The 12,380-nt window shown below is 68.6% G+C and carries 9 protein-coding genes; 2 read left to right on the top strand and 7 right to left on the bottom strand.

Annotated elements, in window-relative coordinates:
• Positions 1 to 7 precede the first annotated feature (7 nt).
• Positions 8 to 982 carry an ABC transporter ATP-binding protein gene (locus tag IE267_RS01175; RefSeq protein ID WP_189761899.1) on the top strand — a complete coding sequence of 325 codons (975 nt, stop codon included), beginning with the start codon at positions 8 to 10 and terminating at the stop codon, positions 980 to 982.
• Positions 975 to 2,009, top strand: coding sequence for an ABC transporter ATP-binding protein (locus tag IE267_RS01170; protein ID WP_161255602.1), 1,035 nt, complete (start codon positions 975 to 977; stop codon positions 2,007 to 2,009). Before IE267_RS01175 ends, IE267_RS01170 begins: the two co-directional genes overlap by 8 nt.
• Positions 2,010 to 2,022: 13 nt before the next feature.
• On the opposite strand, the gene IE267_RS01165 is transcribed toward IE267_RS01170, so the two are convergent.
• The 7 genes from IE267_RS01165 to IE267_RS01135 form a co-directional block, all read right to left on the bottom strand.
• On the bottom strand, positions 2,023 to 3,345 hold the full coding sequence (locus IE267_RS01165; RefSeq protein ID WP_229860550.1) for a cytochrome P450: 1,323 nt from the start codon (positions 3,343 to 3,345) through the stop codon (positions 2,023 to 2,025).
• A 93-nt stretch (positions 3,346 to 3,438) separates the two neighbouring features.
• The gene (locus IE267_RS40345) at positions 3,439 to 3,522 is read right to left on the bottom strand and encodes a cittilin family RiPP precursor (RefSeq protein ID WP_351679507.1); all 84 of its coding nucleotides are present in this window, start codon (positions 3,520 to 3,522) and stop codon (positions 3,439 to 3,441) included.
• Between the two features lie 249 nt (positions 3,523 to 3,771).
• On the bottom strand, positions 3,772 to 4,902 hold the full coding sequence (locus IE267_RS01160; RefSeq protein WP_167157219.1) for an ABC transporter ATP-binding protein: 1,131 nt from the start codon (positions 4,900 to 4,902) through the stop codon (positions 3,772 to 3,774).
• 19 nt (positions 4,903 to 4,921) lie between these two features.
• Positions 4,922 to 5,989 carry an ABC transporter ATP-binding protein gene (locus IE267_RS01155; RefSeq protein WP_161258072.1) on the bottom strand — a complete coding sequence of 356 codons (1,068 nt, stop codon included), beginning with the start codon at positions 5,987 to 5,989 and terminating at the stop codon, positions 4,922 to 4,924.
• Positions 5,990 to 6,016: 27 nt separating this feature from the next.
• The gene (locus tag IE267_RS01150; RefSeq protein WP_161258070.1) at positions 6,017 to 6,994 is read right to left on the bottom strand and encodes an ABC transporter permease; all 978 of its coding nucleotides are present in this window, start codon (positions 6,992 to 6,994) and stop codon (positions 6,017 to 6,019) included.
• 69 nt (positions 6,995 to 7,063) lie between these two features.
• Positions 7,064 to 9,667, bottom strand: a complete 2,604-nt coding sequence (locus IE267_RS01145) for an ABC transporter substrate-binding protein (RefSeq protein WP_268251515.1) — start codon at positions 9,665 to 9,667, stop codon at positions 7,064 to 7,066.
• Between the two features lie 378 nt (positions 9,668 to 10,045).
• On the bottom strand, positions 10,046 to 12,217 hold the full coding sequence (locus IE267_RS01135; RefSeq protein ID WP_189761898.1) for a S9 family peptidase: 2,172 nt from the start codon (positions 12,215 to 12,217) through the stop codon (positions 10,046 to 10,048).
• Between the last annotated feature and the right edge of the window lie 163 nt (positions 12,218 to 12,380).

Genomic DNA, 12,380 nt, shown 5'->3' with positions numbered 1-12,380 from the left:
ACCCGCCATGCTGCTCGAAGTACGCGACCTCCAGGTGGAGTTCAAGACGCGGGACGGGGTCGCCAAGGCCGTCAACGGGGTCAACTACTCGGTGGAGGCGGGCGAGACGCTCGCCGTGCTGGGCGAGTCAGGTTCCGGCAAGTCCGTGACCGCGCAGGCCGTGATGGGCATCCTCGACATGCCGCCCGGGCGGATCGCCGGCGGCGAGATCCTCTTCCAGGGCCGGGACCTCCTGAAGCTCAAGGAGGACGAGCGCCGCAAGATCCGCGGCTCCGAGATGGCCATGATCTTCCAGGACGCGCTGTCGTCCCTGAACCCGGTGCTCAGCGTCGGCGAACAGCTCTCGGAGATGTTCACCGTGCACCGCGGGATGTCCCGCAAGGACGGGAAGGCCAAGGCCGTCGAGCTGATGGACCGGGTGCGCATCCCCGCGGCGAAGGAGCGGGTCGGCCAGTACCCGCACCAGTTCTCCGGCGGCATGCGCCAGCGCATCATGATTGCGATGGCCATGGCCCTCGAACCCTCGCTGATCATCGCGGACGAGCCGACCACCGCGCTCGACGTCACCGTGCAGGCCCAGGTCATGGACCTGCTGGCCGAGTTGCAGCGCGAGCTGAACATGGGCCTGATCCTGATCACGCACGACCTGGGAGTCGTCGCCGACGTCGCGGACAAGATCGCGGCGATGTACGCGGGCCGGATCGTCGAGCAGGCCCCGGTGCACGAGATCTACAAGGCCCCGGCGCACCCGTACACCAAGGGACTGCTCGAATCGATCCCGCGCCTGGACCAGAAGGGCCAGGAGCTGTACGCGATCAAGGGCCTGCCGCCCAACCTGATGCACATCCCGCCGGGCTGCGCCTTCAACCCGCGCTGTCCGATGGCCCAGGACATCTGCCGCAGTGAGGTGCCGCCGCTGTTCGACGTGGCGCCGGACCGGCAGAGCGCGTGTTTCTTCTGGAAGGAGACCCTCGATGGCTGAGGCCATTCTGGAGGTCAGGGACCTGGTCAAGCACTATCCGCTGACCCAGGGCATCCTCTTCAAGAAGCAGGTCGGCGCGGTCAAGGCCGTCGACGGAGTCTCCTTCGACCTGGCGGCCGGCGAGACGCTCGGCATCGTGGGCGAGTCCGGCTGCGGCAAGTCCACCGTCGCCAAGATGCTGGTCAATCTGGAGCGCCCGACGGCCGGGCAGATCAAGTACAAGGGCGAGGACATCACCACGATGTCGGGCCGCGCCCTGAAGGCCGTGCGCCGCAACATCCAGATGGTGTTCCAGGACCCGTACACCTCGCTGAATCCGCGCATGACGGTCGGCGACATCATCGGGGAGCCCTACGAGATCCACCCCGAGGTGGCTCCCAAGGGCGACCGGCGCCGCAAGGTCCAGGACCTGCTCGACGTGGTCGGGCTCAACCCGGAGTACATCAACCGCTACCCGCACCAGTTCTCCGGCGGCCAGCGCCAACGCATCGGCATCGCACGGGGGTTGGCGCTCCGGCCCGAGGTCATCGTGGCGGACGAGCCGGTCTCCGCGCTCGACGTGTCGGTCCAGGCCCAGGTGGTCAACCTCCTCGACCGGCTGCAGAGCGAGTTCTCCCTCTCCTACGTCTTCATCGCCCACGACCTGTCCATCGTGCGGCACATCTCCGACCGGGTCGGCGTGATGTACCTGGGCCGGGTCGTCGAGATCGGCCGGGACGAGGAGATCTACGACCACCCCACCCACCCCTACACCCAGGCCCTCCTCTCGGCGGTGCCGCTGCCCGACCCCTCGGCGCGCGAGCACCGCGAGCGGATCATCCTCACCGGAGACGTGCCCTCACCGGCGAACCCGCCGTCGGGCTGCACCTTCCGTACCCGGTGCTGGAAGGCGCAGGAGCGGTGTGCTCAGGAGGTGCCGCTGCTGGCGGTGCCGGCCGAGTTCCGGCTGGCGGAGGGCCCCGCCCACCATCCGTCCGCCTGCCACTTCGCGGAGGAGAAGCGGGTCGTGCCCACGGAGACGGGGTGAGTCCCCGGGGCCGTCACCACGCATGCGGTACGACCTTCACGCCCATCGGCTGGAGGGCGAGCGCCGGTCGCGGGGTGATGCCCCGCGGGTCGACCAGCTCCAGCCGGTGGCGGCGCCAGATGTCGGCCACTATGTGCACGATCTCGGTGGTGGCGAGCGAGGCCCCGATGCACGCCCGCGCGCCCAGCCCGAACGGGAAGTACGAGCCCCTGGGCATCTTCCGGGCGCTGTCGTCGAGCCAGCGGCCGGGGTCGAACTCCTCGGCGCGGTCCCAGTGCCGGGGGTCGCGGTGGTTGACCCACTGGCTGACGGTGACGGTGGTTCCGGCCGGCACGGTGAACCCGCCGAACCGCAGGTCCGCCGTCGAGTCGCGGCTGGTCATCCAGGCGGGCGAGTACAGGCGCAGCGACTCGCGCACCACCGCGCCGGTGTAGGGGAGTCGCTCCATCCGGGACAGGCCCGCCGGAGCCGCGGAGAAGGCGGCGCGGGCCTCGTCCCGCACCCGTTCGGCGATGTCGGGGTGCCGGGCGAGCAGCACGCTCGTCCACACCACCGCGTCGTTGGAGGTCTCGAAGGCGGAGAGGACGAGGGTGGCCAGCTCGTCGCGCAGTTCCTGCGGGGACGGGGTGGGAATGCCGGTGACGAGGGCGTGCAGTACCGGGGCGCGTTCCGCGTCGACGGCTTCCGGCTCCGAGGTGAGCCGGCGAAGGAGACGGTCCATGTCGCGCAGCCCGCGCTTGAGCCTGATGTGGCGGGGGGTCGGCACCCAGTCGGGAAGCAGCAGCGGGGAGGTGGACAGCTCCATGATGGGGCGGACGAGACGGGAGACCAGGGCCGCGTCGCGGTCGGTGAACTCGTCCCCGAACATCAGCTGGGTGACCAGACGCAGGACCAGCACCGACACGTCACCGTGCAGATCGCGCTGTTCGCCCAACTTCCACGAGGCCAGCATCCGTTCGCCCTGTGCGTCCACCAGCTCGGCGGCCTTCACCGCGAGAGTGCGGCCGAAGGCGGGCTGCATTCGGCGGCGCTTCAATTTCCATTCGACGCCGTCGCTGTTCATCATGGCCGTGGGGAAACCCCTCCCGCGGGCCGCCCGACCGGAATCCTCCACTCCCTTTTTGTTGAAGTCTCCGCCGCGATCCACCAGCATGCGCTCGACGAGTTCGGGGCCCGTCAGCAGCACATTGTGGTCCCCGAGGCGCACCACGTCGCCGTATTCGCGGGCGCAGCTCGTGAGGAATCCCAGCGGATCGCTGGAAAAGGCGTGCAAATTTCCGAGGTAGGTGTCCCCGGCCGGGCCCGGGATGCCGGTCAGGGGCTCAACTGCCGTCACTGGGGCCTCACTTGGCGAGGGGAAAAGCCGGTGGCCGGGGCATTGTCGGCCCCGGCCACCGGTTCAGCGGTCTTCTTCCAGCGCCGGTTCGGCCTAGTAGTAGATGTACGCCTTGGTGAGACGGTCCTTGCGGGACAGACGGGCGAACAGGGCACCGGTCAGGATGAGCTTGCGCATCACAATCTCCTTCTCAGCAAGGCGTCCACGATCTGGTTATCGGGCCGCCGACTTTCAGCGACACTAATCAACCCGGGTGCGGGTTACAAGAGTTGACTTTCCTTGACCGCCTGCCTATCGTCCGCCCGTTTGGCCGTTGTTCAACGGCAAAGGTCCGGGTGGTCGTGAAGTCAAACGGAATGGGCCCGCGCCCGTGTCGTTCGGGGTGTACGGGCGCGGGCCCTGCCGAGCGGAGGCCCTGGACTCGGGTCAATGGGTGTCCGTCGCCTCCTCGATCGCGGCGAGAGCGGGGTCGAGGACGACGTCCTCGTCCCGTGCCGCGACCGTCGGTTCCTCGGGGAAGTGGCACGCGGTCAGATGCCCCTCCCGGTTTCCTTCGATCCGCACGAGCGGCGGTGTCTCGGCGGCGCACTTGTCCTGCGCCTTCCAGCACCGGGTGCGGAAGCGGCAGCCCGACGGCGGGTTCACCGGCGAGGGCACGTCGCCGGCCAGCCGGATGCGCTCGCGGCCCTCGCCCTCCTCGTCCACGACGGCCTCGGGCACCGCCGAGAGCAGCGCGTGGGTGTAGGGGTGGCGCGGCCGCCGGTAGATCGAGTCGCGGTCGCCGACCTCGACGATGCGCCCCAGGTACATCACCGCGATCCGCTGCGAGAAGTGCCGCACGATCGCCAGGTCGTGGGCGATGAACAGGAAGGCGATGTTCAGCTCCCGCTGGAGGTCCTGGAGCAGGTTGACGACCTGCGCCTGGATGGACACGTCCAGCGCCGAGACCGGCTCGTCGGCCACGATCAGTTTGGGTTCCATGCCCAACGCGCGTGCCACGCCGATGCGTTGGCGCTGCCCGCCGGAGAACTCGTGCGGGAAGCGGTTGTAGTGCTCGGGGTTCAGGCCGACGGTCTCCAGGAGCTCGCGGACCCGGTGCTCCACTCCGCCCGGCGGCTTGATGCCGTTGACCACCATCGGGTTGGCGATGATGTCGCCGACCGTCTGACGCGGGTTGAGCGAGGCGTACGGGTCCTGGAAGATCATCTGGATCTCGGACCTGATCGGCGCGAGCGCCCGCCGTGACGCGTGGGTGATGTCCTGGCCCGCATAGACGATCTTGCCGGCGGTCGGTTCGAGGAGCCGGGTGACGAGACGGCCCGTGGTCGACTTGCCGCAGCCGGACTCGCCGACCAGGCCCAGGGTCTCGCCCCGCCCGACGCTGAAGTCGATGCCGTCCACGGCGCGTACGTCTCCGACGTGCCGCTTGAAGAGGAACCCCATGTTGATCGGGAAGTACTTGGCGAGCCCGGTCACTTCGAGCAGCGGCCCGCTGCCGGACCCGGACCCGGACGCGGGGCCCCGCTGCTTGACGAGGCTGGTGGCGTTCTCACTCATGACGATGTCCGCATCCTTGTCAGCGCAGCCTGGGGTGGATCTGCTCGATGAAGACGGCTTCCTTCTGGGTGGCCGTCAAATGGCAGGCGGAGCCGCGTCGTTCACCTTCGGGCAGTTCGGGCCGGGCGGTGGCGCAGATCCCGCCCGCCACCTGGTCGGTGAAGCCGCACCGGGGGTGGAAGGGGCAGCCCGGCGGCGGCGAGAGCAGGCTCGGCGGGGCGCCGGGGATCGGCACGAGCGGGGTGTCCACCGAGGAGTCCAGTCGCGGTACCGAACTCAACAGGCCCCACGTGTAGGGGTGTTGGGGTCGTTGCATGACCTCCTTGACGGTGCCGCGCTCCACGCACCGGCCTGCGTACATCACCATGACGTGGTCGGCGGTCTTGGCGATCACCCCCAGGTCGTGCGTGATGATGATGATCGCCGCGCCGGTCTCCTGCTGGAGGTCCTTGAGCAGATCGAGGATCTGCGCCTGCACCGTCACGTCGAGCGCGGTGGTGGGCTCGTCCGCGATCACCAGGTCCGGGTCGCAGACCAGCGCCATCGCGATCATCGCGCGCTGGCGCATGCCGCCGGAGAACTGGTGCGGATAGTCGTCCACGCGCAGGTCGGGCTGCGGGATGCCGACCCTGCGCAACATCTCCACGGCCCGGGCCCGCGCCTCGCGGCGGGTGGCGCCGGTGTGCTTCATGAAGGGCTCGGCGATCTGCCGGCCCACCGTGTAGAACGGCGAGAGCGCGGCCAGCGAATCCTGGAAGATCATCGCCATCTTCTTGCCGCGCAGCCGGTTCAGCTGGCGTTCGCTCGCACCGGTCAACTCCTGTCCGTCCAACAGGATTTCGCCCTGGATGGCGGTGTTGAGCGGGTTGTGGAGCCCCAGCACCGCGAGGTTGGTCACCGACTTGCCGGAGCCCGACTCGCCGACGATGCCCAGCGTGGAGCCGCGCTCCAGGTCGAAGGAGAGCCCGTCGACGGCTTTGACGGTGCCGTCCTCGGTGGCGAAGTGGACGTACAGGTCGCGGACCGACAGGAAGGAGGACGCCGGCGCGGTGCCGGGCCCGGCGGCGGTCTGGCTCAGGGTGGACACGGATGGTTCTCCTGGAGTCTGCGGGCGTCAGGCGAGCCTGATCCGGGGGTCGATGAAGGCGTACGCCAGGTCCACGACGATGTTGCAGACGACGATGAGGGTGGCGCCGATGAGCATGACGGCCATCTCCAGCGGCAGATCGCTGCGCAGTACCGCCTGCACCGAGAGCAGGCCGAGCCCGTGCAGGCCGAAGGTGACCTCGGTGATGATCGCGCCGCCGAGCACCGCGCTCAGGTCCACGCCGAAGATGGTGATGATGGTGGCCATCGCGCCGCGCAGTGCGTACCGCAGGAAGACGTAGCGCGACGACATGCCCTTGGCGCGGGCCGCCCTGATGTGGTCCTCCGAGAGCTGCTCGACCATCAACGACCGTGTCTGGCGGCTGTAGTTGGACCAGAAGATCACCGACAGGACCAGACAGGGCAGGATCATGCCGGTCACCGAACCCCAGGCGTCGTGCGCCCAGTCCACGTCGTGCCCCCGGTCCAGCCAGCCCAGTTTGGTGGAGAAGAGCAGGATCGCCAGTGGCCCGATGAAGTAGATCTGCACCGACTGCCCGAGCAGTGACGTGGCGCTCGCGATGCGGTCGAAGACCGTGCCCTGGCGCCAGGCCGAGACGAGACCGAGCGAGACGCCGATGGTGAGGAAGGTCGCGGCGCCGCCGACCGCGAGGGTCAGCGTGGTCGGATAACTGTCGGCGATCGTGCCCCAGACCGGCTGCTGATTGGCGAAGGAATAGCCGAAACAGGGCGCTGGGCAGTCACCGACCGGCATGTGGCGGCCGGCGAAAATGCCGACCATGTAATGCCAGTACTGCGTCCAGATCGGCAGGTTGAGCCCGAGGTTCTTCCGGATCAGGGCGACATTCTGTGGATCGCATTGTTTGCCACAGGAAAGCAGTGCCGGATCGGAAGGCAGGGCGAAGAAGAGGAAATAGGTGATCATGCTGATAAGCAGCAGGATGACCACGGCACCGAGCACGCGGCGCACGAGGAAACGGAACATGGAATGGCTCTTCCGTCGCTATGCGGTTCCCCCGGCCCGGTCGGGGCCGGGGGAACCGAGCCGCAGGTACTACTGCTTCACGAAGATCGAGTTCGGGTTGATCGTTCCGTAGACCTGGTTGTAGGTGACGCCGCCCAGGCCCGAGCCGTACAGGTTGAAGTACTTGTCGAAGATGAACGGGATCTGCGAGGTGTCCGTCTGCAGGACGTACTCGGAGAGCTGCTCCCAGGCCGCTGCCTGCTGCGGCAGATCGGTGATCTGGTTGATGCGGTCGATCTCGGAGTTGACCTTCGGGTCGTTCAGGAACGAGTAGTTGTTGGTGCCGTCCTGAAGGTTGCGTCCGTCCAGCGTCGGGGGCACGACGGTCGAGCCGTTGGGCCAGTCCGCGCCCCAGCCGGTGCGGTACATGTCGTACGGGGTGTCCACCTTGCCGACCACCGTGTAGTACGACGTCGGGTCGATGGCCTTGCGCTCGACCTTGAACCCGGCCTTCTCCAGCGCCTTCTGGATGGTCAGCGTGACGGTGTCCCAGCGCGGCGTGTTCGCGTACGCGAGGGAGATCTTGTACGGGGTGGTCACGCCCGCGTCCTTGAGCAGCTGGAGCGACTTCTCCGGGTCGCCCATCGGCTTGGCGAGCTTGCCGAACGGGTCGAACTTCTTCCAGCCGGCCACGGTCGGGCTCAGCAGCGTGGTGCCGAGGTCGCCCTGCGCGCCACCGCCGAAGGCCTGCTGGACCTGCGTCATCGGGAACGCGTAGGCCAGCGCCTGGCGGACCTTCGGGTCCTTGATCCGCTTGGTGTTCAGGTTGAACACCTCGACGTAGGGCTGGTACTCGTTGACCGTCCGGCCCTTGTACTGCGGGTCCGAGGTGAGCGTCTGCATCTTCGACGGGTCCGCCGAGCCCGACATGTTGATGGCGAACTTGTCGGTGCCGGTGTCGGCCGAGAGCCGGTTGGTCAGACCCGGCTCCGCGATGCCCAGCTGGAACTGCCACTTGTCCGGGTAGGCGTTCCGGATCGGGTCGGTCTTCGGGTCCCAGTTGGTGTTGCGCACGAACGTCAGCGACTTGCCCGGCTGGTAGCTCTCGATCTTGTACGGACCGCTGGACACCGGGTGGTTGTTGTACTTCTGCTTGTCGTCCTTGGCCTTCGGGACCGGCGAGATGTTGGGCATCGCCATCGCGTACGGGGTGTCCGCGTGCGGCGCCAGGAAGTGGAAGACGATCGTCTTGTCGTCCGGGGTGGAGATCTTCTCGTTCGGGATCTCCTTGCCGTCGTACGGGCCGGTGTACTGCTTGCGGTAGTCGGGCCCGTACAGCCACTTCTGGACGTACTGCGGGCCCTGCGTCTCGTAGTCCGCGAAGAGCCGCTCGATGCCGTACTTGATGTCCTTGGTGGTGATCGGCGTGCCGTCCTCGAACTTCACCCCGTCCTTCAGGGTGTACGTCCAGGTCTTGGAGCCGTCCGACGGCGTGCCGCTGTCGGTGGCGAGGTCGCCGACGATGATCGTCTTGCCGGTCTTCGGGTCGATCTTGTAGCCGGTGAGCGAGCGGTTGTAGAGCAGCTGCACCGACAGCTGGTCGCTCACGTACTGCTGGCCCGGGTCCAGGTAGTCGAAGCCGGCCTGGTCCAGGCTGTAGGCGGTGCCGCCGTTCTTGGCGCCGTCGACCGCCGGGGCCGGCCCGGTGGAGTCGGCCTTGGTGCCGACGCCGAAGTTCGTCACCGTGGCCTTCTTGCCCGAGTCGGAGCCGCTGCCGCCGCCGCTCGCCCCGCCGCTGCTGCACGCGGCGGTCGGGCCGTAGAGCAGCCCCCAGTCGGGCGTGGGGTTGTGCACTCCCACGCCGAGATAGGAGAGCCCCGCCTCCGCCGTGACGTTGACCGGCAGCAGCAGGGTCGACTGCACGAGCACGGTCGACCAGATGTTGGGCAGCAGCTCCTTGCGGATGATGCGCCAGCCCGAGGCGCCGCTGAGCCGGGCCGCCTCGATGAACTCGCGCTCCCGCAGGGAGAGCACCTGTGCCCTGATGAGCCTGCCGATCGTCATCCAGCCGAGGATCAGCTGGACCAGGATCAGTGCGACCACCCGGACGTAGGTCGGCTCGTCGTCGGTGGGCGAGACGAACAGCGCCACGATCACCGGGGTGAAGGCGATGAAGAACAGCTGCTGCGGGAACGACAGCATCAGGTCGGAGAACCGGCCGAGGAAGTAGTCGGTCCTGCCTCCCATGTACCCCTGCACAAGACCCACCAGGACCCCGATGATGACCGCGACCACGGTGACCGCGAGGGCGATGAGCAGGGAGGTGCGAATGCCGTAGATCAACAGCGTGAACACGTCGCGGCCGAGGTGCGGTTCGAGGCCGAACCAGAAATCCCCGTCGATGCCGCCGTTGGGCTTGAGCGGTGTGCCGTAGCTGTTCAGCAGCCCGCGGTCCTGCCCGTACAGCTGGTAAGGATCTTTTCCGTACAGCTTGGAGATGAGTGGAGCAGCCAGCGCGATCACAATGAATCCCAGGACCGTAAAGGCACACAGGATTCCGACCTTGTCGCGTTTGAACCGGATCCACGCCAGACGCCCCGGGGAGCGTCCGACCAGCTCACTCGTCTTTACTTCTAAACCGTCGGCCGGATCGGGACTTTGTCCCTCGCCGGGAAGTGGACCGGATGGTTCCATGGCAGCTCTAGTGGAACTCTTCATTTCGCATTGCCCTCCGCACAGGAAGGATTCAGCAGGCGCCACTGCGTCATTTGTTGATCGGAACATTCATGCGTGCGGCGGCGCCAGTCAAGGGGTTCGAGCAGGCCAAGGTGAACTCCCCGGATAACTTGGCCCAAGATTTCTGTCTTCGGTGCGGCGGCGTGCTTGACAGGCTTCCGGGGTATCCGGAATCTCACGCTAAAAGGGCATCAATTTCCGTAACACACGGGCAACATGCCCGTCGCGGCGCCGATATGCGGACATGGCACGGTGAGCACCGTACGGCCGTGCGGGTGCCGTGGGCCGGCCGGGCGCCTCCTGGGTGCCCGGCCGGCCGTCTCCGAGCCCGGCCGGCTAGGCCTGTGCGAGCCCCAACGACCGCTTCAGGAAGTCGACTTGGAGCAGCAGCAGGTTCTCGGCGACCTGTTCCTGCGGGGTCATGTGCGTCACGCCGGTGAGCGGCAGCACCTCGTGGGGACGGCCGGCCGCCAGGAGGGCGGAGGAGAGCCGCAGGGTGTGGGCCACCACCACGTTGTCGTCCGCCATGCCGTGAATGACCATCAGCGGACGTGCCGGTTCGGCCGGTTGTGTCAACTTGCCCTGGCTGGCAAGGGAGTTGGCGGAATAGACGGCCGCGTTCTCGGTGGGATCGCCCAAATAGCGCTCGGTGTAGTGGGTGTCGTACAGCTCCCAGTCCGTCACCGGCGCGCCCGCGATCCCGGCGTGGAACACATCGGGGCGGCGCAGCACGGCCAGCGCGGAGAGGTAGCCGCCGAAGGACCAGCCCCGCATCGCCACCCGGCCGAGATCCAGCGGATACGTGCCCGCCAGGCCGTGCAGGGCCTCGATCTGGTCGTCCAGGGCGAGCGTGAAGTCGTCCCTGACCGACTTCTCCCAGCCGGGCGAGCGGCCCGGGGTGCCGCGCCCGTCCGCGACGACCACCGCGAAGCCCTGGTCCGCGAACCACTGCGAGGTGAGGTGCGCGTTGTGCGCGGCCACCACCCGCTGTCCGTGCGGGCCGCCGTACGGATCCATGAGTACGGGCAGCGGTCCTTCGCCCTCGCGGTAGTGGGAGGGGAGCAGCACGGCGCACGGGATGCGCTGTGCGCCCCCTTCGGTCAGCCGGAGCGACACCGAGAGGTCCGGCGTGGCGGCATATGACGCGATCTTGGCCAGTTCCTTGCCGTCCCGCAGCACCTGGACCGTCGCCCCCGGACGGTCGGGCCGGGCGGAGCTCAGCACCGTGACCGCCCCGGAGCGCACGGCCGTGTGGACGCCGGCGCCCTCCGAGACGCGTTGGGTACCCAGCTCGTTGACGCGATACACATGGATCTCGCCGGTCTCGGGGGCACCGGCCGCCGCCGAGGGGACCTCGGCGCCCACGGACGCGGAGATCAGCACATCGTTCGCGCCGATGTCGAGCACCGCCCTGACGTGCAGCTGCGGCCCGGTCAGCGTGCGGTCGCCCACGGCGAGGACCCGCGCCCCGGCCTCGTCGGCGATCCGCACCAGACGCCCGTCGGGCGCCCAGGCCGGGACGCCCGGCAGCAGTTCGAGCCAGTCGGCGTCCTCGTCCACGTGCACCGTACGGGTGGTACCGGAGGCCGGGTCCACCGCGAGGTGGTGCTGGACGCGCTGGTCCCGGGACTGGACGAGCAGCAGCGGAGCCCCGTCCGGGGACCAGTGGACCCTGGCCAGATAGGGATGGCGGGCCCGGTCCCAGAGCACCTCGGTACGGCCGCCGTCGAGCGCGTACAGGAAGAGCCGCACCTCGGCGTTGGGCGTGCCCGCCGCCGGATAGGCGACCCGGGACGGCTCCTGTCCGGGGTTGGCCGGGTCCGCGATCCACCAGCGCCGCACCGGCGTCTCGTCCGCGCGGGCGACCAGCAGGCGGTCCGAGTCGGGGCTCCACCAGTGGCCGCGGGTGCGGGACATCTCCTCCGCCGCGATGAACTCGGCCAGCCCGTACGTCACTTCGGGCGACTCGGGCTCGGCGAGCGCCCGGTCGCCGTCGCCCTCCGCTCCCACGACCCGCAGCGCGCCCCGGGCCACATAGGCCACATGGCGACCGTCGGGGGAGGGGCGGGGGTCGAGCACCGGGCCCGGCACCGGCAGCTCGCGCGCGGTGCCGGCCCGCAGCTCGGCGGTGAACAGACGCCCCGACAGGGCGAAGGCCGCGAGCTCCACGGCCGCGTCGGTGGCGTAGCCGACGATTCCGGCCGAGCCCTCCCGGCTGCGCTCGCGCCGCGCCCGCTCCTGCGCGGAAAGGCGTTCCTCGGTGCCGCCGAGCAGCGCCACGGGGTCCGCCGCGATCCGCTCCGCGCCGCCGCGTACCAGGTCCAGCACCCAGAGCCCGTTGGCGCGTTCGGTGCCGGACGGCGAGCGCAGGAAGGCGATCCGCTCGCCGTCCGGCGACACGGTGACGGCGCGGGGCGCACCGAGCGTGAAGCGCTGGGTACGTGCTGAGTGCCGGGGGAACGAGAGCCGCCCGGGGTCCTCCGGGTGCCTCGATGCGGTGGTCGTCATGAGGGGAACCTAGTCGCAGGCCGCGGGACCCGCTCGGGTGCGAGCCACGTGCGCCCCTTGTGCGCCCGTGCCCCGATCAATGCCTTCCCACGGATAGTTATGATCCGTAGCACTCAGTGGGTATCAACCCGCTGGCCGTACACGTGTTGCTGGGTCCGTCCGA

The organism is Streptomyces xanthochromogenes, assembly GCF_014650455.1.
GTDB lineage: Bacteria > Actinomycetota > Actinomycetes > Streptomycetales > Streptomycetaceae > Streptomyces > Streptomyces xanthochromogenes.
This window is presented reverse-complemented; position numbering and strand designations above follow the sequence as displayed.